This window comes from Polyangium spumosum, assembly GCF_009649845.1.
Taxonomy (GTDB): Bacteria; Myxococcota_A; Polyangia; order Polyangiales; family Polyangiaceae; genus Polyangium; species Polyangium spumosum.
In genome coordinates, this window is sequence record NZ_WJIE01000021.1 from 10,582 (window position 1) to 34,633 (window position 24,052).

The following is a 24,052-nucleotide window of genomic DNA, read 5'->3' on the forward strand; positions in this document are numbered from 1 at the left end:
AGCATGATTCATGCCCGCGTCGTCGCGCCAGCGAACCCGTGAAGCCCATGCTTGCTTGAATGAGTTTATGGCAGACACAGTTGCGGTTAAGCTTGATTCCGAGCTGCTTACGCAGGCACGCACCACCGTTGTCATTGCCGCGACGTTCTCGAGCGAGCCCCTGAGCGACACGCTGGCGTTCTGGATAGCCGAACTCGAAATTTTCGCAGAGATCCTGTTCGCGCCCTACAATCAGGTCTTCCAGCAGCTCCTCGATCCTGCGAGCGAGTTCGCTCGCAGCGGTTCTGGTGCGAATGTGGTCCTCGTCCGCCTTGAGGATTGGCTTACCGAAGGAAGTTCCCCGGGCCTCCCCGGAGAACAGCTCGCTCGGGCCGTGGACGACCTCGTCCGCTCGCTCTGCGCTGCGCCGCGTCGACGTCCATACTTCGTTTTCATCTGTCCAGGCAATCCCGCCGCTGACGCCGAGAGGCGCGTATTGCTCTCGGATGCAGAGCAGAAGCTCGCCCGAGCCGCCAACATGATCGACGGCGTGCACGTCGTGACCAGCGACGCACTCGCCAAGGTGTACCAAACCCCCGAATGGTACGACCCGATCGGAGAGACGCGTGGGTACATACCCTACACGATTCATTTCTATTGTGCGCTGGGGACCCTCATTGCTCGTAAGGTCTCCGCACTCCTCCGACCGCCTCATAAAGTGATCGTGCTGGATTGTGATCAAACTATGTGGCGTGGCGTCGCGGCCGAAGACGGGCCCCAGGGCGTGATCGTCGACGCGCCCCGTTGGGCCCTGCAGGAGTTCGTCCTCGCCGAGCAAGCCAAAGGCAAGCTCCTTTGCATTTGCAGTAAAAACGAGGAAGACGACGTTTGGGCCGTTCTCGACGCGCGACGCGGCATGCCCCTCGAACGTAGGCATTTCGTGGCGAGTCGCATCAACTGGTGCCCCAAGCCGGAGAATGTGCGCGACCTGGCGCGGGAGCTCGGCGTCGGCCTGGACAGCTTCATCTTCATCGACGACAGCCCCATCGAATGCGCGGAGATGAGGGACCGCTGTCCTGAGGTCCTCACACTCGAGCTTCCCGGGGACGCGAGCCGGATCCAATCGCTCCTCGCGCACGTATGGGCGTTCGATCAGCTCGCGGTCACGGAGGAAGACCGGAGCCGAACGGAGCTCTATCAGCAGAATACGCAGCGATCGAGCTATCAGCGAACAACCCTGAATTTCGCCGAGTTCATCGCCGGGCTTGGTCTCGAGGTCGAGATCGCACCGCTCGACCTCGCACGCTTGCCCCGAGCCGCGCAGCTCACCCAGCGCACGAACCAGTTCAATACGACGCTACGCAGGCGCAGCGAGGTCGAGCTCTCCGACCTCTGCCGCTCCGGTGCAATCGAATGCATGTCCATTACCGTCTCCGATCGCTTCGGGGCCTACGGGTTCGTCGGCTTGCTCCTCTTCGAGACGCGGAGCGATACGCTCGTCGCCGACACACTTCTCCTGAGCTGCCGCGTGCTCGGACGTGGTGTCGAGCATCGCGTGATGCGTCATCTCGGCTCAATAGCGGTCGAGCGTGGAATCACCTGGATCGACGTGCCCGTGAGGCCCCATGCGAGAAACCGCCCTGCATGTGAGTTCGTGCGCGCCCTCGTCGGCGAGGTACACGACGACGGCGACGGCGGGTGGACGGTGCGCTGCCAGGCCTCCGCGATGGCCATGCTCGAGTTCCACCCGGACGAACGCAAGGAAGAGCCCGCCAAGCGTGACGAAGAGCCCTCACCTGTCGCGAAGAGAGGTGCTGGCCCGAGCGCCCGCGTGTTCGAGCGGATCGCTCGCGACCTTTCCTCGGTCGAGGATATTCTAGCGGCGATACGCCGTCGAAATCATGGGGCACGTCCCGCACCGCAATTCGATTTCGCTCGCACAGAGCTCGAGGGGCGGATCCTCGAGCTCTTCGTCGACGCGCTGGGGGTCGAGCGCGTCGGCATCCACGACGACTTCTTCATGCTCGGGGGAAATTCGCTCCGCGCGGTCATGGTGCTCAACAGGCTCCAGCGCGAGGTCGGCGCGTCGCTGAACCTCGACGTCGTGTTCGAGCACAGGACCGCCGGACGTCTTGCCACCCATATCGAGTCGCTTCGCTACGCGGCGCGGGACCTCGCCATGGGGAGGGACAAGGGCGATGGCCTCCTCGTGATCGAGCCGCACGGTCGAACGCGCCCGATCCCGCTCTCATTCGCGCAGCAGCGCATCTGGTTCCTGGATCAGCTCGGGACCGCGTCGTCATACAACAACTTCTCGGCAGTGAGAATGATGGGGGAGCTCGACGTCGCGGCGTTGTCCTGGGCGCTTTCTGAGCTCGTGCGTCGCCACGAGAGCCTGCGCACCACGTTCCACGTCGAGAATGGGCTTCCGTGCCAACGCGTGAGCGATCCCATTCCGGTCTCGGTTCCTCTCGTGGATCTGCGTCACTTGCCCATCGAGGAGCAGGAGCGCGAGATAGAAAGGGGAGCTCAAACGGAGGCCTCACAACCCTTCGATCTCGGCGTCGACCTCTTGTTGCGTGCGCGCCTGCTCCGCCTCGGTGCCCCTGGGGACACACCTCTCGACCACGTCTTGTTGCTCACGATGCATCACATCGCATCGGACGGTTGGTCGTATGGGGTCCTCGTTCATGACGTCCACGTGCTCTACACGTCGTTCCTCCGGAGAGAAACACCGCCGCCTCTCCCTGCGCTGTCCGTGCAATATGCGGATTTTGCTGCATGGCAACGTCGATGGATGAGCTGCGGTGCCCTTGACGCGGAAGCGCGATACTGGAAGATGCGGCTCGAACACACGCCGCCGCTTCTCGAACTCCCCACCGACCGGCCGCGCCCCCCCATACAGCGATTCCGGGGAGGCAGGGCAGAGTGCCTCATCGACGCGGAGATCACCCGATGTCTCCGCGACCTTGGCCGGAGGACGGACACAACCCTCTTCATGACGCTGCTCGCGGGGTTCGAGGTGATCCTTGGGCGCCATAGCGGTCAGGATGATCTCTGCGTGGGCGTGCCCATCGCGAACCGGTTTCGACAAGAGCTCGAGCCGCTCATTGGTTTCTTCGCCAATACGCTCCCCGTCCGCGTCGACCTCACGGGGGACCCCACGTTCCTCGAACTGCTGGCGCAAACCAAGAAGGCCGGCCAGGAGGCTCATGCGAATCAGTTACTCCCATTTGAATGGCTCGTGGAGGAGCTGAAACCGGAACGCGCCCTGAGCCACAACCCCTTGGTCCAGGTCATTTTTGCGCTGCAACCTGCGTCGATGGCTGACCTCGTCCTGCCGGGGCTCGATGTTCGCGAGCTCGCCATCGACGTGCACATCGTTCGCGCAGACATCGAGGTTCACCTCTTCGAGCGAGGCGACGAGGTGACGGGATACTGGCTCTACGACGCCGATCTTTTCGACCGTGGCACGATCGAACGCATGATCGGCCATTTCCGGACGGTCCTCCGCGCAGCCGCCGAGCGTCCGGACGCCAGGGTCTCCGAGCTACCCCTGCTCACCGCCGCCGAGCGGCGCTGGATCGTCGATCAATGGAACGATACAGACGTCGATTTTCGCGAGGCCCGCTGCGCCCACCAGCTTTTCGAGGAGCAATGCCGGCGCACCCCCGAGAACGTCGCGCTCGTCTCCAACGACGGGCAAACCGAGAAACGCCTCACATACCACGAGCTCAACACGCAGGCGAACCGCCTGGCGCACCATTTACGGAGCGTTGGCGTCGGTCCGGAGACCGTCGTCGGGCTTTGCCTCCCGCGCTCGGCGAACATGGTCATCGGTATGCTCGGCATCCTCAAGGCTGGCGGCGCTTATCTGCCGCTGGATCCGGGCTACCCGAGCGCCCGCCTCGATTTCATGCTGTCGGACGCGAGGCCGCCTGTCGTGGTCACGGATGCGCGATCCGTGGGGCGCCTCCCGCCCTCGCACGCGCGCCTCGTCCGTATGGACGGCGATGACGTTGCCATGGCATCGCGCGGCGAGGAGAACCCGGACAGCGGCGTCGGTCCCGAGAACCTGGCGTACGTCATCTATACATCCGGCTCCACGGGTACACCGAAGGGAGCGCTCCTCGATCATCGAGGGCTCGTCAATGCCACCGAGGCGCAGGTCCGAACGTTCGGTTTGACGAGCGACGATCGCGTCCTCCAGTTCGCCTCCCCCAGCTTCGACGTTTCTGCTTACGAAATTTGGATGGCCCTTCGCGTCGGCGCGTCGCTTCACACGGCCTGCGTGGACGAGCTCGCGTCAGGACAAACGCTGCTCGATTTCCTATCGCGTCACCGTATCACGGTGATGGCTGTGACTCCCTCGACGTTATCGACGCTACCACCGGCGGACCTGCCCGACTTGCGCATGGTACACGTCGGGGGCGAGGCGTGCCCGCCTGCTCTCGTCGAGCGGTGGCGGAGGGGGCGTCGCTTCGTCCATGTGTACGGCGCGACCGAGGCGTCTTTGCTGTCGGCGGCAGTGGTTTGCGATGTCCCTGCGCAGCCGCTCCCGCTGGGACGTCCGGTTCCCAACGCTCGCATCTACGTCGTCGACCGCCACGGGGACCTCTCGCCTCTCGGCGTCGCCGGTGAGATCTGGATCGGCGGATCCGGGGTGGGGCGAGGGTATCTGAATCGCCCCGAGCTCACGCGTGAAAGGTTCATCGACGACCCATTCGTCAAGGGGCGTGTCTACCGGACGGGAGATCTCGGGCGGCTTCGCGCTGATGGCAAGCTGGAGCTCCTCGGGCGAATCGATCACCAGGTCAAGGCGCGCGGAATCCGGATCGAGCTTGGAGAAATCGAAGCGGCTCTTCGCGAGGCTTCCTGCGTGAAGGACGCTACCGTCCAAGCGTTCGAGGACGAAATGGGGGAGAAACGGCTCGTTGCCTACGTCGTCCCGACCCGCGATCGCGAGTCCGTAGAAATCCAGCACGTGAAGGAATGGCAAAGCCTTTACGAAGATGTTTACGGAGCATCGACGGCGAGCGCCGATGCGTTTGACTTTACCGGGTGGGTCTCCAGCTACACGGGCGAGTCCATCCCAGCGACCGAGATGAACGAATGGCTCGAAGGGACGGTCGCGGAGTTGCGAGCCCTGCAACCCACGCGTGTGCTCGATATCGGATGCGGGTCCGGACTGGTCCTCTCCCGAATCGCAGCTCGATGCGATACCTACCTGGGTACGGATTGCTCTCCTCAGGCGATTGCGTGGGCGCATCGGCTGGTGCACGAGAACGACGACCTCCGCTCCGTCCGCCTCTTGCAACGCATGGCCGACGATTTTGATGGGCTCGCCGATCAATCGTTCGACCTCGTTGTAATGAACTCGGTCGTGCAGTATTTCCCGAGCACAGACTATTTGCTCCGGGTCCTTCGAGGCGCCCTGCGCGCGACGAGGCCAGGCGGCCACGTTTTCCTCGGAGATTTGCGGAACCTCGCCCTTCTCCCGGCGCTTCACGCGTCGATCGCGCTCCATACGGCTCCCAGCGATATGGTGCGCAGCGCTCTCGCCGCGCGCCTCGCGCAGCAGGCGGAGGATGAGGAAGAGCTCCTGCTCGCCCCTGGCTTTTTCCTCTCGCTGCCTCGAATCTTGCCGGGCATCGAAGATGTACGCATACGGCTCCTGCGCGGGCGCGTTCACAACGAGCTCAATCAGTTCCGATATCATGTGATCTTCCGCGTAGGGCCTACGCGGGAGGATCACGATCTCGCGGGCGGAAGCGAGAGCACATCCGAATGGCGTGATTTCCAGCGCGAGGGCCTCGCCCTCGTCGATCTCGGAAGGCAGCTCCAAGCTTCGGAGGCGCCCGCCCTTCTACTACGCAATATCCCTAATGCTCGCCTATCGCGCGAGCTCCGCGCGCTGAAGTGGTTGGGCGGCGATCACGAGGAGACCGTCGACGCGCTTCGAGACGCGTGCTCGGGGGAACCGCTCGGTGTCGATCCGGAGGACCTGTGGGCGCTCGGTCAGGAGCACGCCTACCGCGTCGAGCTTGGCTGCGCGGAGGATCCCACCGGCGCGACCATTGAAGCGACCTTCCTGCGGGAGGGCGCGACCGCCCCTGGCATTCGTCGTCGCGTCGAGACGCTGAAACCGCTTTCTGCCTATGCCAACGACCCCATGCTCGGTAAGCTGCGGCGCACGCTCCCGCTCGCGCTACGGCAAGACCTCTCGGCGTGCCTGCCCGACTACATGGTACCTTCGGCGTTCATCGTGCTGAACGCTATTCCTTTGACAGCCAATGGCAAGGTCGATCGCGCGGCCCTGCCCCCGCCGACGAAGGCACGGAGCGCACCACGAGCCCGCGGCGGCTCGCCCAGGAGCGCAACGGAGAGCACGATCACGCGCATATGGCAAGATGCGCTCGGCACAGAGGCAGTGGGCATCCGCGACAATTTTTTCGACCTCGGCGGGCATTCGCTGATGGCGACGCAGATCATCAGCAGGATGCGCGACGCGTTCGGCGTGCGCGTCCCCTTGCGCGCCCTCTTCGAGCGGCCGACCATCGAAGCTCTTGCGGAGCACGTCGATGCGTTGAGCCTCGCCGAGGGGAGCGTCGCCGCTCCGGCGAGCATTCAGAAGGCTCCGCGCGACGGCGCGTTGCCCGCCTCCTTTGCTCAGCAGCAGTTATGGTTGCTCGACCAGCTCGGCCTGGGCCGCGCGTACCACAGTCAATTCGCCGTGACCCTCGAAGGTCCGCTGGATGTTCCCGCGCTCGAGCGATCACTCCAGGAGATCGTGCGGCGCCACGAGGTCCTGCGGACGAGCTTCCTCGGGGAGAGGGGTGAGGTTTGGCAGATCATTCGATCCCCGCCAGCGTTCTCCCTCCGTATCGTGGACCTCTCGGGTCTCGCTCCTCGGTCGAGAGACGACGCCTTCCGGTCGTGGATCGCGACCGACGGAGACGAGCGTATCGATCTTGAGCGAGGTCCCATGCTGCGCGGCCGGCTTCTTCGGCTTGGCGAAGATCGATTCGTGCTGCTATTGACGATGCATCACATTGCCTCCGATGGCTGGTCCATCGGCGTTCTCTCTCGCGAACTTTCGGAGCTCTATTCTGCATTCTCGCGCGGGAAGCCTTCGTCTTTGCCGGAGCTATCGGTCCAGTACGCCGATTACGCGGTCAGGCAACGGGAGTTGCTCCGGGGGGAGGTCTTCGAGCGTGAGCTCGGTCTTGCCTGCGAGAGGCTCCGCGGTGCGCCGACGCTGCTCGACCTGCCGAGCATGACGGACACCGTTGCGCCGTCACGGCATGGCGAAAGGCGCGCGGGGAGCGTGACGTTCCGGCTCGACCAGGAAATCGCGGAGGGGCTACGGCGCATTGGCCGGCAGAGCGGCGCTACCCTCTTCATGGTCACGCTCGCCGCCTTCCAGGTGCTTCTGTCGCGTCATACGGGAGTGGACGATCTGCTCGTGGGAACCCCCGTCGCCGATCGTGAACCAGCGTCCCTCGCGCCGCTGATCGGCTACTTCGTCAACACCGTTGTACTGCGCGCCGATCTCACGGGGAACCCGACGTTCATGGAATTCCTCGGTCGCACGAGGGCGGAGGCACTTTGGGTGTTCGACCGCAAAGAGTTGCCCTTCGAGCGGATCGTGGACGCGCTCGCCGTCGAGCGCGTCCCGGGCCGCAATCCGCTCGTCCAGGTCCTGTTTACCGTACAGAACGCTCCGACTGCCTCGCTCGAGCTGTCGGGGATCTCGGTTGCGCCGTTCCCGCTCGAGCAGACGCGTGCGCGGATGGATCTCGAGGTCGACATCGTCGAGGGCGAAGGTGGCCTGACGTGTGTATGGGTTTACGATGAGGAGCGCCTCGACGCGGCGACGGCCGCACGGATGACCTGCCATTTCAGGACGTTGCTTGCTTCCATCGTCGCTGACCCATGGCGTAGCGTGCGCGACCTCGAGATGTTCACGCCCGAGGAGAGACGACAGATCCTGATCGAATGGAATGACACGGCCAGCGAGGCGCCCCCCGATAAATGCATTCATCACCTCATCGAGGAGCAATGTGCACGAACGCCGGACGCTGTGGCGATCGTGTTCGACGAGATGGGGGCAGGTTCTCGCTGCCTGACGTACCGCGATCTCGACGAGCGCTCGAATCGTCTCGCGCACGATCTCCGCGAGCTCGGCGTGTCCCGCGAGACGCTCGTCGCGATGCTCGTCGAGGCCTCGACCGAGATGGTGGTGGGAATGCTCGCCGTGCTGAAGGCCGGCGGCGCCTACGTACCGATCGATCCCAAGAGCCCTCGGGATCGTGTGGCGTTCATTCTAGAGGACACCGGCGCGCCATTCCTCCTCACCCAGCCGGCATTCGCATCGACATTGCCACCTTGCGATGCGCGTATCGTCGTCCTGCCGCGCGACGGGGGGGCGGCTTCTTTGGCGCGTCCCATGAAGGCACCCGAGAGCCGCGTCGCGCTCGGCGACCTCGCGTACGTCATATACACGTCCGGGTCGGGCGGGCAGCCCAAGGGCGTGCAAGTCGAGCATCGGTCGCTCGTCACGCATTGCGTGCATTATACACGGTTTTACTCCCTGTCTCCGGTCGACCGCGTACTCGTCCTTGCGTCGTACCACTTCGATGCCTCGGTCGAGCAGCTCTTCCCTGCGCTTCTTGCCGGTGCTACGGCCGTCCTCCCGAGCTGGGACCTCGAACCGCGTGCGTTCACACGAAAGCTGATCGAGCTCTGCGTATCCGTTCTCGATACGTCGGGCGCGCATTGGCGTGGACTTACGATGGAGTGGCTCGAGAACCCTGCGCTGCTCTCGGGCCATCGCTTGCGCAACCTGATTATCGGAGGGGACGTCATGCCCGCCGATGTGCTCGAGCCATGGCGCCGAACGCAACTCGCCGAGCACGTCCGTCTCTTCAATTGTTATGGTCCGACCGAGGCCACGGTCGCCGCCGCCGTATACGAGGTGCCGCGTGACTTCGATGCGAAAGGCCCCCGCATCCCCGTCGGCAAGCCGCTCGCGCATCGCGCCGCCTACGTGCTCGATCGTCATCAGAAGCCGGTCGCTGTGGGCGTCCCGGGTGAGCTCTACATCGGCGGGATCGGCCCTGCGCGAGGCTATCTGGGGCAGCCCGCGCTCACGCAGGAGAAGTTCATCGTGATCGATACCCTACCACCGCCGCCGCCGGGGCCGAACGGCGAAGCGCGCCCTCGCCGGCTCTACAGGACCGGGGATATGGTCCGGTGGTTGCCCGATGGAACGCTTGATTTCCTGGGGCGGATCGACAACCAGGTCAAGGTTCGTGGGTATCGCGTCGAGCCCGAGGAGGTCGAGGCGAACATCCGAAAGCTCTCTGCGGTGCGGGACGCAGCGGTGGTCGTGCAGGAGATCGGCAACCAGCGAGCGCTCGTCGGCTACGTCGTCTCCGCCGAGGGGCGCGGCGGGAGGATCGAGGAGGAGGTCCTCGACGCGTTGCGGGCGACACTGCCGGAGCACATGATCCCACTACGAATCGTTGTCCTTCCAGAGATCCCCCGTATCACGACGAGCGGGAAGGTCGATCGAGCCGCCTTGCCGATGCCCCAACCGACGAGATCCGAGGATTCCTCGGTGGCGGCACGCACGAGGACCGAGGCGACGATCTCTGCCATCTGGCAGGACATCCTCGGTCGGGGGAGCGTCGGTGTACACGACGATTTCTTCGAGCTTGGCGGCCATTCTATCATGGCGACACAGGTGATTGCCCGACTCAACCGTGCCTTCTCCGTCCGATTACCACTCCAGCGCATCTTCGAGCTGCCCACCGTTGCTGCACTCGCTTTGTTCATTGATAACGCGACACTGTCGCGTGAATTCGTAGCGAGCAGCGCGAGGGCGGCGCGCACGTCGGACGAAGGAGGCATGGAGGAAGAAGAGGGCGAGCTGTGATGACCATCGAACAGTTGCTCGAGGACGCTCGCGCGCGCGGCGTGAAGCTCTGGGTCGAGGGGGACCGCCTTCGTTTCAAGGCGCCGCGCGGCGTCCTCACGGATGCGCTGCGCGAGGAGATTTCGCGCCGCAGGGACGACATCATCGCATTTCTCCGGCAGGTCGTGGTGGAAGACGAGGAGTCGCCCATCGAGCCTGTGCCGCGCGGCGGGGTGCTCCCTCTCTCCTTTGCGCAGCAGCGTCTTTGGTTTCTGGATCGTATGGGCAGCGCGGGGGCGTACAACATGCCCATTGTGCTGCGCCTCCGTGGCTCGCTCGACTTCGACGCGCTCCGACGAAGCATTGATGAAATTATGCGTCGCCACGAGAGCCTGCGAACCACGTTCTCGGAGCGCGACGGGGAGCCCTGTCAGGTCGTCCATGCACACGAGCCGATGGCGCTTCCCATCGTCGACCTCCGTCATTTTGCTCCGGAGGAGCAGGAAGCGGAGCTGCGACGTCTCGCCCGCGAGGAGGCGCGGCGCCCCTTCGATTTGACACAGGATCGGATGCTGCGCGCGAGAGTCTTCGCGTGTGGGACAGACGATGAGGAGAGCCGCGATCACGTCCTCTGCCTGACGCTTCATCACATTGCCGCGGACGGCTGGTCGATGGGCGTGCTCGTGCACGAACTCGAGGCCCTCTATGGCGCGTTCGCCGACGGGCGACCATCGCCACTGCCCGACGTCCCGATACAGTATGCCGACTACGCGGCATGGCAGCGGCGGAGCCTCGCGGGTGACGCTCTCACCGAGCTCCTTTCGTATTGGAGGAAGGCGTTGGCGCGCGCGCCGGCCTTGCTCGGGCTCCCCACGGACCACCCACGCCCCCGTGCAGCGGCGTTCCGCGGCGCATCGATCCCGTTTCGAATCCCCGCAACGCTCACGCGAGAACTCGCGACTCTGGGGCTCTCTACAGGCGCAACCCTGTTCATGACGTTGCTCGCGGCATTCCAGGTGCTCCTCGGCCGCTGTTGCCGCGAAGATGATGTCTTGGTGGGCGCACCGATTGCCAGTCGCGGCCGGGCGGAGCTCGAGCCGCTCATCGGGTTTTTCGTCAACACTCTCGTGCTCCGTGCCGATCTCTCGGACGACCCGGCCTTCCTCGAGCTGCTCTCGCGTGTGCGGAGAACAGCTCGAAATGCATATGCGCATCAGGAACTCCCATTCGAGCGCCTCGTCGAGGAGCTCGCACCCGAGCGCGATCCGGGCTTCAATCCCCTGGTCCAGGTCGCGCTGGCGCTTCACAATACGCCAGAGGGAGAAATCTCGCTGCCGGGGCTCGTGGTCGATCGAATCCCCGATGAGGCACAGTACGCGCGGCTCGATCTCGAGGTACATCTCACGGAGCGGGATGGCGCGCTCACCGGCCATTGGGTCTACGACATCACGCTCTTCGAATCCAGCACCATCGAGCGAATGATCGCCCGTTACCAGACGCTGCTTGCCGGCGTCGTGGCTCAGCCGAAAGTGAGGATCAGCTCTCTGCCCATGCTCGACCCCGCCGAGCGGGCATTCATCCTGGCGAAAAGCAGCGGGCCCACAGCGATGTGCACGCGTGAGGGTGGCATCCAGCGCGTCTTCGAGGCGCAGGTCGAGCAGACGCCCGATGCCGCGGCGTTGATGTTCGACGATGGGGCCCGAACGATGACGCTCTCGTATCGCGAGCTCGACGTTCGCGCGAACCGACTCGCAAAGTACCTCCAGTCACGAGGTGTCGGCCCGGAGACGATCATCGGCATCTGCCTGCCGCGTGGCATCGAGCTCATCGTCGCGCTCCTCGCCATCCTCAAGGCCGGTAGTGCATATCTGCCGCTCGATCCAGACTACCCCGAGGCGCGCCTCGCGCTCATGCTCGAGGACGCGCGGCCCCTGTTGGTGGTCACCACGGTCGGGACTGCAAATCGACTCGGGCATGGCGTCGCGGTGTTGTGCCTGGACGCAGAGGCTGATGCTGCAGCCATTGCATCGTCGTCCCCCGAGGTTGCTCCGCGCGACGCCAGTCCAACGAACATCGCGTACGTCATCTATACCTCGGGCACCACGGGAAAACCCAAGGGCGTGCTCGTCGAGCACCAGGGCCTTTTCGACGTCGTCGAGTCCGGGAGGCGCATCTTCGAGCTCGGGCCGAGTGACCGCGTGCTCCAGTTCGCCTCGATATCCTTCGACGCCGCCACGTTCGAGATCTGGATGGCGCTCTCGGTCGGCGCCACGCTCTGCATGGGCGTGCGCGAGGCCCTGCTGCCCGGCGGACCGCTGGAAGCATTCCTTGCGCGCCACCGCGTCACCGTCGCCACACTCACGCCCTCGGTGCTTTCGCTTCTCTCCTCCGCGCCGCTCCCGCACCTGCACACGATCAACGTCGCAGGTGAAGTGTGTCCAGCAGAGCTCGTGCGGCTCTGGGGCCACGGTCGCCGTCTTTTCAATCTGTACGGCCCGACCGAAGCGACGATCTGGTCCCTGGCAACGCGCTGCGTAGATTCACACGAGGCCCCGCCGATAGGGCGCCCAATCGACAACACGCGGGCATATGTGCTCGAGCCGCGGGGGGCTCTCGCGCCCATCAACGTCCCGGGAGAGCTCTACATCGGCGGGGCGGGTGTGGCGCGTGGTTACCTGAACAGGCCCGAGCTCACGGCTTCGCGCTTCGTCGAGAGCCCCTTTGGCGACGGCATGCTCTACCGGACGGGGGATCTCGCCCGGCTGCGCCCAGACGGTGATTTCGAGTTTTTGGGGCGCACCGATGAGCAGATCAAAGTCCGGGGATATCGCGTCGAGCCGGGGGAGATCGAGGCCGCCATCTCCGAGCATCCTGCCGTTCGAGAGGCGGCGGTCCTGCTCCGCGAGGATACGAAGGGCGAGGCGCGGCTCGTGGCGTACGTCGTACCAGAACCGGGCGAAGACGCGATGCAAGACGAGCGCGTCGATCAATGGCGGCGGCTCTATGAAGAGACCTACGCCGAAGTGTCTGATAACGGTGATGCGGCCTTCAATACCATCGGCTGGAACTCGAGTTATACGGGGCGGCCCATTCCTGCCGCTGAAATGGCCGAGTGGATTGAAGTCACCGTGCGGGAGATTCGCTCACTCTGCCCGCGGCGTGTGCTCGAGATCGGCTGTGGGTCGGGCTTGCTCCTGGCCCGCATCGCGCCGGATTGCGAGACGTACTGGGGCACGGACCAAGCCACCAAGGCACTCGCGCATGTCGAGCGAATGAGGCGCCATCTCGATGGCCTCGAGCACGTCGAGCTGCTTCAGCGAATGGCGGACGACTTCTCCGGTATCCCCGAGGGTTTCTTCGACGTCGTGATCTTGAATTCGGTCGTTCAGTACTTTCCGAGCGTCGATTATATGCTCCGCGTCGTCGAAGGCGCGATGCGGGCGGTGTCGCCGGGCGGGGCCGTGTACATCGGTGATGTGCGGAGCTTCAAGCTCCTCGAGGCGTATCACGCCTCGGTGCAGCTGCATCGGGCTCCAGAGGAGATGCGGCGGTCCGAGCTCGCGGCGCTCGTGGAGCAAAGAATCCTCGACGAGGAGGAACTGCTCTTCGATCCGCAGTTCTTCTCTGCGCTCCGATCGATGTGGTCGCAGATCGACCGTGTCGGGCTACGTATGAAACGGGGCCGCATCCACAACGAGCTCACGCGGTTCCGTTATCAGGTCGTCTTGCGCCTTTCGGACGCTGGCGCGGCGTGTGTCGCGCGAACGAGGCCCGGGCGCTACGACGAGTTCACGCGCTCGTCGTGGACCCTGGCGTCCCTGAAGGAGTGGCTCGCCTCGGCTCGGCCCGATCGTGTCCGCATCACGAACGTGCCGAATGCGCGGCTCGTCGCGGAGTCTCGGACGCTCGTGTGGCTCGCACAGTCGCATGACGCTCGCATTTCCGACCTCCGCAGAGCCATTGCAGAGGCACCGAAAGGTGTGGATCCGGAGGATCTCTTCGCGCTGAGCGACGAGTTGCCTTATGATGTCGACGTCTCCTGGTCTTCCAGTGGCGACATCGGGACGATGGATGTCACCTTCTTCAGGCGCGGGAGTGAAGCAGCGCACGGAGACGTGACGACGGGGGCATCATGGCCGCGGCCACTGCCCTGGAGGGCATACGCAAACAACCCCCTCCTTGGAAAGCAGCACCGCCGCCTCGCTCCGCTCCTTCGCGCCGAGCTGTCGGCGAAGCTGCCGGAGTTCATGCTCCCTGCAGCCTGGGTGACGCTGGACGAGCTGCCCCTCTTGCCGAATGGCAAAGTTGATCGGAAGGCGCTCCCCGCGCCCCTGCCACAGCAGTCTGCTTCGCGCCAAACCTTCGTGGCGCCCCGCACCGAGACGGAGAGTGCCGTCGCTCATATATGGTCCGATGTCCTTCGCATGAATCCCATCGGGATCCATGACAACTTCTTCGAGCTAGGCGGACATTCCTTGCTGGCGACGCAGGTCGTGTCGCGCCTACGGAGCTCGTTCACGCGAGAGGTTCCGCTCCAGGAATTCTTCGCCAAACCCACGATCGCTGCGCTCGCCGAACGCCTGGACGCTGCCGCGCGGAAGGAGACGAAATGGTCGGGATACGCCATCACGCCGGCGTCCCGGCAGGGGCCGATACCCGCGTCGTTCGCGCAAGAGCGGCTCTGGTTTCTGGATCGATGGGGCGCCGGAGTGGCGTACAACGTCTTCGGGGCACTGCGGGTGATCGGCAATCTCGATGTCCGAGCCCTCGAGCGCGCGCTGCGCGACATCGTACGTCGCCACGAGGTCCTCCGCACGACGTTCACGCTGGAGGGCACCGAGCTACGTCAGCTCATCCACCCTGATGTCGGGTTCACATTGCAGGTCGTGGACATCGGATACATGCCCGCCGAGGCGCGCGACATCGAGGTCGAGCGGATGGCGGAGATCGAGTCGGGAAAACCGTTCGACCTCGCGAACGACTCCATGCTGCGCGTTCGTCTGCTGCGACTGGCTGCCGACGAGCACGTCCTTCTCCTTCACATGCACCACATCACTGCTGATGGGTGGTCGATAGGAGTCCTCTGGCGAGAGCTCACCGCGCTTTATACGGCTTTCGCGCGCGGCGAAGAGCCGGTGCTACTTCCGCTGCCGATCCAGTATGCGGACTACGCCGTCTGGCAACGCCGGCGGCTCGAAGGGGAGGAGCATTCTCCGCTGCTCGTGTACTGGATGGAAAAGCTCAAGGGGGCGCCCGAATTTCTACAGCTCCCCGCGGATCGCCCCCGTCCACCTGTGCAAACGCATCGTGGCGCCCTGGTGTCGTTCTGCATCGACGCGAAGGTCACCTCGGAACTCTCGAAGCTGGGCCGGAGGACCGGGGCGACCCTCTTCATGGTCATGCTCGCGGCCTTCGATGTTCTCCTCTCGCGTCTCTCCGGTGCGGAGGACGTGGTGGTTGGCGCGCCCATCGCCGGCCGAAATCGTCAGGAAATCGAGCCCCTTATCGGGTTCTTTGTGAATACCCTGGTGCTTCGGACGAACCTCGCGGGGGATCCCACGTTCATCGAGCTCCTGGCGCAGGTGCGGAGGACGACGGAGGAGGCGTTCGACCATCAGGACCTGCCGTTCGAGCGCCTGATCGAGGAACTCTCGCCGGCGCGGCACGCGAGTCGCAGCCCGCTCGTACAGGTGATGTTTGCTCTGCAAAACGTGCCGGATGTCGAGCCGTCGCTGCCAGGTCTTCGTGTCTCCCCGCTCGAGCTCGGCATACGCACGACCCGGACCGACATGACGCTGCACGTGACCGAGCGTGTGGGCGGGCTCGCTGGGCATTGGCTTTACAACACGGACCTGTTCGATGAATCGACCATCCGACGCTGGGTCGATCATTTCGATACATTGCTCGCCGAGATCGTGGCCCACCCGGAAGAACGCATTGGGCGGCTACGGCTGCTGGCGACTTCCGAGCGGCGACGCCTCCTCGTAGAATGGAACGATACGCGGGTGACGTATCCGTTCGACCGATGCATTCACGAGCATTTCGAGGAGCAGGCAAGGAGGGCTCCCGATGCGATCGCGTTGGAGTACGAAGGGCAGCGGATGAGTTATGGAGAGCTCGACGCCCGAGCGAATCGGTTGGCGCATCACCTGCGCTCCCTCGGTGTAGGGCCGGAGGTGTTCGTAGGGCTGTGCGTGGATCGATCGCTCGCGATGATGGTGGGCCTGCTCGGAACCCTCAAAGCCGGCGGCGCGTACGTGCCCATCGAGCCCTCGTGGCCAGCGGAGCGCGTGAGGTTCGTCCTGGAGGATACCCGAGCGCCCGTGCTCCTGACGCAAACCCATCTCGAGGCACGGACGGCTGAATTCAGGGCGCGTGTCGTGTGCCTCGATGAGGCACCTTGCCCGTGGTCGACGTTGTCCGATGTACCTCCGGCGACGGGGGTTCGCCCACGCCATGCAATCTATGCGATCTACACATCGGGCTCCACGGGCAGGCCCAAAGGGGTCGTCGTCGAGCACCCGTCCGCCTTGAACCTCGCCTTTGCCCTGGATCGCGCGGTTCATGCCGGACGCCGGTCGCCGCTGCGCGTCGCGCTGAGCGCGTCGCTCTCCTTCGACGCGTCGGTCAAGCAATGGCTCCGGCTCTTGTTCGGTGACACCATCGTCGTCGTGCCGCAGGAGACTCGGCTCGACGCCGAGCGTTTCGTCGAGTTCCTGAGGACGCGAGCGATTGACGTGCTGGATTGCACCCCGATGCAGGTCGCGCTGCTCCTCGACGCGGGTCTGTGCAGGAGCGGCGAGGGAGCGCCGAACTGCATTCTCGTTGGAGGGGAAGCCATCGATGGCACGACCTGGTCGCGCCTCTCGCGCGCGGAGCCTCTGGAGGCATTCAACGTCTATGGTCCAACCGAGTGTACGGTCGATGTCACCGCGACGAGGATCCACGCATCCTCGGTCCCGGTGCTGGGTCGTCCGCTCGCCAACGTGCGCGTCTATGTGCTCGACGCCCGGCGCGAGCCTTTGCCGGTCGGCGCGCCAGGCGAGCTTTACGTCGGCGGGGCCGGCGTCGCGCGAGGATACTTGAATCGACCCGAGCTGACGGGGGAGCGCTTCGTCCACGACCCGTTTTCGTCCGAGCCTGGAGCGCGAATGTATCGCACCGGCGATCTCGTCCGATGGCGCGCCGATGGCAACCTCGAGTTCATCGGGCGCATCGACGACCAGGTCAAGATCCGAGGATTTCGTATCGAGCTCGGCGAAATCGAGTCGGTCCTCTCCACGCATCCCGCCGTTCGGGCATGCGCCGTCCTCGCTCGCGACGAGGCGCCGGGGAACAGGCGGCTCGTCGCCTACGTCACCCCATCGAAGGGTGGGGTCGCACCGAGCGAGCTGCGCGATCACCTGCGGGCGATGTTGCCCGAGCACATGGTTCCATCTGCATTCGTGATGCTCGACGCTTTACCGAGCACACCCAACGGGAAAATCGATCGCAGAGCGCTCCCGGCGCCCGCCGTGTACGACCCGGGCTCTGCTCGAAGAGCGCCGCGTTCGCGTACCGAGGGCGTTCTCATGGGATTGTGGCAAGAAATCCTCGGCGTGAAGAGCGTCGGGCCGACCGACGACTTCTTCGCTCTCGGCGGCCATTCCCTGCTCGTCGTTCGTCTGCTCTCGGCGATGAAGTCGGCCCTCGGGTATGCGCCTTCCATGGCCACATTCTTCCAGCGACCGACGATCGAGGCCATTGCGGCGCTCATCGATGAGACGGAGGCACGGCCAAAGCTCGCCGCTGGTGTGTCGCTCCGGCCGCGAGAAAGCGGCGCTCCGCCGTATTTCGACCTTTCCAGCACGGAGCGCCGCATCTGGTTTCTCGAGCGCCTTCATCCGGATGCTCGAGCGTACCAGGTACCACGTTCGTTCCGGATCGTAGGTGTACTGGAGCCAGAGGCGCTCCGCCAGAGCCTCTTCGCGTTGGGCGAGAGACACGAGATCCTGCGTACGGTTTATCCGGAGGACTCTGGCGCGCCCACCCGCGTGATACGGGATCGGGCAGCCATTGGCTTCCAGGTCGAGGATCTCTCCGTGCTCCTCGAGGCCGCGCGCGAAGCGACGCTCCGCGATCTCTTCGTGAAGGAGGTCGCGACGCCGTTCGATCTCGAGCGTGGCCCGCTCACGCGGGTGCTCGTGGCTCGCGTCTCCGCGGAGGAGCACTTCGTGTTGCTCCATCAACATCATATCATCACCGATGAGTGGTCTACCGGTATCCTGGTGCGCGAGTGGGCCGCGCTCTACGACGTGTACCGCCGGGGGGAGGCCGCCGCGATCGCCTCGTCGCGCTTCCAGTTCTCCGATTATGCGCGCGCAGAACGGGACGCGCTCGAAGGAGGCCAGTTCGAGTCATCGCGCGAATACTGGAAGACGCTGCTCACCGGGGCGCCGAGGCTCGTTTTACCCATCCTGCGTGCCCCGCGTCAAGGCGGGCCCGGCCCCGTGGCACATGTGTCGTTCCGCCTCGGGGCCGAGACGACCCGCCCCCTCGGAGCGCTTGCTCGTGCGATCGGCTGCACGCCGTTCATGGTGTGGTATGCCGTGGTCTCGGCGTTTCTCGCTCGACTTTCAGGACAAACTGATTTCGTCATCGGGACCGTCGTCGCGAACCGTGAGGCCCTGGACACCGAGGGGATCCTGGGATTTTTCACGAACACGATCGCGCTCCGGGTGGTTCTCGACGGCGACCCCAGTTTCCGCGCCTGGATCTCCCGGGCGCGGGAGACGGCGATCGAGGCCTACCGCCACCAGGCGCTTCCTTTTGATGTCGTCGTGGGCGACCAGGGAATGGCGCGCCGCAAGGGTCAATCACCGCTTTTCGACGTGACCTTGTTCGAAGTCACGGGCGCAGAGAGCATGCCGAGTGGATGGTCGCCGTACTCTCTCGACGTGCCCGCGACCGTCATGAATGCGAAGAATGCGCTCTCCGTCGCAATCCATCACGACGCTGAGCGTACCGGCGTGACCCTCGCCTTCGACACGTCCCGCGTCGACCGTGCCCCGGTCATCGAGTTGTGGGACGACCTCCACGCCATGCTCATCGATGCGATCGGAGCCCCGAACAAGCGGATTTCGGAGCTGTCTTTGCCGAGAGCGCGCGAATCTGTCGCTGTCGGGTCGTCTCTCGACGATCATGCGCCTCGTGTCGACATGCGCGACGATGACGCAGCTCCCCGTTCGTCCACGGAGGAGGTCGTGGCCCAGGTCTGGCGTGACGTGCTAGGGGTTCCTCGCGTAGACGCATCCGACGATTTCTTTGGTCTCGGGGGACATTCCCTGCTCGTCGTGAAGGTGGCGGCGCGGATAAGAAGGACGCTCGGCATCGATCCGCCCTTGCACGTCCTTCTCCAGAACACGACCGTCGCCGCACAGGCAGCGCGTATCGACGAGCTACGTGCAAGCAAGCCAGGGATCGAGCGGATCATTCCGAAGGCGCACCGCGATGGCCCGTTACCACTGTCGCAAGCCCAGGAGCGAATCTGGTTTCTGAGCAGGCTCGCTGAGGACAGCGCGGCATACAACATGCCGTTGCGCCTCCGGCTCCTCGGTGATCTCGACGCCGGAGCGCTCCAAAAGAGTTTGCGCGAGATCGTCCGCCGACATGAGGTTCTGCGCACGAAGTTCGTCATCATGGACGGCGAGCCGCGACAGGTCATCCTCCCGACGGCGCTCGTTCTTCCGGTTGTCGATGTCGCCGCGCACGGGGCGGCGCGGCCTTTCCGGCTCGACGAGGAGCCGCCTTTGCGGGCGCATCTCCATCGAGTCTCGGAGGGGGAGCACGTCTTATCGATCGACATACATCATATCGCTTCGGATGGCTTGTCGACAGGCGTGCTCCTCGGCGAGCTCAGGGCGCTCTATACCGCGTTCAGGGAAGGCAAACCTTCGCCGCTGCCCGAGCTTTCGAACCAGTACACTGATTTCGCGGCATGGCAACGAGCGCACCTCTCGAGCGAGGCCATGCAGGGCAAAGTCACGTCCTTGGTGCATGCACTCGAAGGGGCGTCGCCGATGCTTTCATTGCCCCAGGACTTCCCGCGCCCCGCACACAAGTCTTCCGCGGGTGGATCCGTCTCGCGCTCGCTCAGTCCCGTACTCTCCCGTTCCGCCAAGTCGCTCGCGAGGCGAAACGATACCACGCTCTTCACCGTGCTCCTCACGGTCTTCGGACTCGAGCTTTCGCGGTGGTCCGGGGAGGAGGACCTCGTCATCGGCACGCCCATCGCCGGACGCAGCCATGTCGAGCTCGAGCCGCTCATCGGGCTCTTCCTGAACATGAGCGCACTGCGCATCGACGTCTCCGGCAATCCTCCCTTCGCGGAGCTGCTCCGGAACGTGCGGCGTGTGGTGCAGGATGTGCTTGCAAACCAGGACGTGCCATTCGAGAAGCTTGTCGCTGCGCTCTCTCCTGCGCGCCACGTGAACCATCACCCCATCTTTCAGGTGGTGTTCAATATGGTGCCTGCGGAAACCGCTGCGCTCGAACTACCCGGTCTTCGAGTCGTGGAGGAGACGGCGCGGTGGAGCGTGGAGGCGAAGTTCGATCTTACGCTGTATGCCGTGGACCTCGAGGGTGCGATCGAGCTCCGCGCGGTGTACGATGCCGCGCTTTTCACTGCGGACCGCATCCAGCATCTGCTCGATCAGTACGAACACCTGCTCCACCAAATCTGCGACGATCCGACGAGGCCGGTCGACGAGTATTCGCTGGTCACGGAGCGCGCGCGTGCGCTCCTACCGGATCCACGGGCGGTGCTCCTCGAGCCGGACTCCGCGTCCGTGCCGAGTATGTTCTCGGAATGGGTCGAGCGTGCACCCGATGCCATCGCGCTCGTGCGCGGCAAGGAGGCTTGGACATACCGTGACCTCGCGCAGAACGCTACCGCCATCTCGAATGCACTCGTGGAGCTCGGGGTTCAGCACGGTGACATTGTTGCCATTCATGGGGGCAAGAGCTTCGGTCTCGTTGCGAGCATGCTCGGCGTTCTCGACGCTGGGGGAGGTTTTTTGCTTCTCGATCCGAGCTTGCCTCGGCCACGGCTCGCCGCCATGCTGGACGCGTCGGGCGCGAAGTACGCAGTTTCGCTCACTCCCGACGACAACGAGGTCAACAGCCTCTCGCACCGTACCCTCCGGGAGATCCGGGTGGATCCCCACCAGGGCCTCGCAAACCGAAGCGCGCTTCCGGCGCCCCTCGGCGCGCGCGCGATATCGCCGAACGGGCCCGCGTACATCTTCTTCACCTCAGGTACCACAGGCGTTCCCAAGGGCGTGCTGGGCGTTCACAAGGGGCTCTCGCATTTCTTGCAATGGGAGAGGAGGCAGCTCGGTGTTGGTCGAGGCGACCGCGTTGCGATGCTCATCGCGCTCTCCTTCGACGCCATCTTGCGCGACGTTTTTCTTCCCCTCACGAGCGGAGGCTCGCTGTCGCTACACCCCGATGACGGTTTGGTCGATGGGCGCCGGCTCATCGAGTGGCTCGAGCGCGATCGCATCACGCTCATCCATACCGTGCCCTCCCTGGCGGAGACGTGGCTCTCGGACATTGCGGAGGGGCGCGCGAACGAGAGCCTTCGCTGCGTCGTACTCGCAGGCGAGCCTCTGCGCGACGTATGGGTCCACCGCCTACGAAGGGCGTTCCCCAGGGCAACGATCATGAACTTTTATGGGGCCACGGAAACGACCATGACGAAGTTCTACTACGAGGTCCCCGATCCCCCCGTCGCAGGCGTACAGCCGATCGGCCATCCAATGCCAGAGACCCAGGGGCTCGTACTTCGTGACGGCCGTCTCTGCGGCGTCGGAGAGGCAGGCGAGATCGTCATCCGGACGCCGTTCCGCACGCGTGGCTACATCAATGGCTCGGAGGCGGATCGGCAGCGATTCTCACCGAACCCATATCGGGACGATCCCCAGGATCTGCTCTACTTCACCGGCGACGTGGGCCGCTATCGGCCCGATGGATCCATCTCTATCTTCGGGCGCCGCGACGAGCAGGTCAAGATTCGCGGCGTCCGCGTCGAGCTTCGCGCCGTCGAGGTGGCTCTCTCGCAGCACCCGGACGTAGAGCGTGTCGCAGTCACGACTTTCGGCGAGGGAATGCAGAAGCAAATCATCGCATACCTCGTCGGGCGTCGAGGGGAAGGGCGCGCGCTCTCCGCCGTGCCCACGACCGTCGCCTTGCGCCATTTCCTGCGAGACCTGGTGCCCGAGTACATGATACCCTCCGTGTTCGTTGCGCTCGACGAATTGCCGCTCAACACGAGCGGGAAGGTCGATCGCCGAGCGTTGCCGCGACCCAACCTGGAGCCCGCGCAGCGGCAGAAGTACGTCCCGCCACGTAACTTCCACGAGCAGAGACTCCTCGAGATCTGGTCGTCGGTCCTCGATGTCGGGTCCATTGGCGTTCGCGACGATTTCTTCGAGCTCGGCGGTCACTCACTCCTCGCGGTGCGGCTCATGGCGAAGGTCGAGGACGCCTTCGGCAAGCGCCTACCCCTGGGCGCGATTTTCCAGCACCCCACGGTGGAGGCAATGACGCACCTCCTCACGAGCACCGACGAGAGTTACGCCTGGGCTCCGCTCGTGCCCATCCAGCCTCAAGGCAAGCGGCGCCCACTCTTCTGCGTCCCTGGCCTCGGCGGCAACGTCGTCGGGTTTCATGGTCTGGCGAAGCACCTCGGACCCGAGCAGCCCGTCCATGGCCTCCAGACGGTTGGTCTGGACGGTGTGACGAGGCCCTATTCGACGATCGATGACGTGGTCGACCGCTACATAACCGAGATCCGCGCTGTGTCTCCTCGAGGACCGTATCGCATTTGTGGCCATTCCTGGGGCGGAAGGGTGGCTTTCGCGATGGCGCAGGAGCTCGTCCGGGCCGGTGAAAAGGCGAACCTATGGGTCTTCGACTCGAGCTCGCCCGACATGGTGAAACTCAAGAGAACTGATCTGAAAGAGGAGCAAGTCATCGTGGACTTCATTGCAGGCGTCGAGACGACGTTCGGTGAGGTCTTCTCCGTCACGCTCGACGAGCTCGAACCGCTCGCCTCGGACGAGCGCTTTGCCGTCCTGCGGGGCTGCCTCGAGAAGGTAGGGGTCCTCGCGCCTGGAGCGAGCCTCATGCACGTGCGCGGGTTGCTGAATGTTTTTCAAGCCAATAGAGGCATGCCATATGTTCCGCGGGACCTCGTACCCACGCCGTTCGTGTTCTTCGTGGCAGAAGGCGACGGCGAAGAGCTCGGTCGAAGGAAGGTGGAAGGCTGGTCGGCGCTCGCCACCGTGGAGCCGATCCGTGTTCCGGGCATGCACATGAGCATGCTCGAAGAGCCCCACGTCCAGGCGATCGCGCGCGTCATCGCCAGGCAGCTCGCCGAGCTCGATTCCTCGGAGGAAGCATGAACGTCGCAGATCAGCCGTCCCCCACGCTCGGCATCCTCGGAGGCATGGGCCCTGTCGTCTCCGCCGAGTTCGTCCGGACCATCTATGAATACAACCCGAAGCCCGCGGAGCAGGCTGCTCCACAGGTCATCCTCTTCTCACTCCCCTCGGCGCCTGATCGCAATGAAAGCATCTACACGAAGAACGAGGGGCGTCTCCGCGTGTTCATGGAGACCCAGCTCCGGCGCCTAGATCCTCTCTGCGATCGCATACTGATCGGCTGCTGCACGGCGCATTATTCGCTTCTGAGCATCACCTCGGAGGCCAGAAGGAAGGTACTTCCGATCATGAGCATCGTCGATCGCGAGCTCGAGAAGATCGACGAGCCCGCGCTGCTCCTCGCCACCTTGGGCACCTATGACAAGGCCCTGTTTCGGGAGGGATGTAGGAACGCCGACCGGATCGTCGAACCCGACCGCACGGATCGGGAGGTCATCATGGCGCTCATCTTCGATGTCCTCAAGAAGGGCAAGGAGCCGTACATGGCGTTGCCGACAATCGAACGCTTGCTCGACAAGTACGGGACGCGGACGTTCATTTCGGGGTGCACGGAGTTCCACCTCGTGGCCAAGATCCTCGACGCTCGCAAGAGTAGCTCGATTCGCGCGATCGATGCGTTCTGCATCGTCGCCCGTGATTTCTACGACATCGTCCGCCCCGGGACGTAGAT

General features: G+C 64.4%; 3 protein-coding genes. All 3 read left to right on the top strand.

Going from position 1 to position 24,052, the window contains the following annotated elements:
- Nucleotides 1-10: 10 nt before the first annotated feature.
- From GF068_RS38620 to GF068_RS38630, 3 genes are read left to right on the top strand one after another with little or no spacing between them, the layout of a single operon-like run.
- Nucleotides 11-9,919 carry a non-ribosomal peptide synthetase gene (locus tag GF068_RS38620; RefSeq protein WP_153824567.1) on the top strand — a complete coding sequence of 3,303 codons (9,909 nt, stop codon included), beginning with the start codon at nt 11-13 and terminating at the stop codon, nt 9,917-9,919.
- Entirely contained in the window at nt 9,919-23,343 is a 13,425-nt protein-coding gene (locus GF068_RS38625) for a non-ribosomal peptide synthetase (protein WP_153824568.1), read from the top strand. The genes GF068_RS38620 and GF068_RS38625 overlap by 1 nt, the downstream gene beginning before the upstream one ends.
- Nucleotides 23,340-24,050, top strand: coding sequence for an aspartate/glutamate racemase family protein (locus GF068_RS38630; protein WP_153824569.1), 711 nt, complete (start codon nt 23,340-23,342; stop codon nt 24,048-24,050). Before GF068_RS38625 ends, GF068_RS38630 begins: the two co-directional genes overlap by 4 nt.
- Nucleotides 24,051-24,052 lie beyond the last annotated feature (2 nt).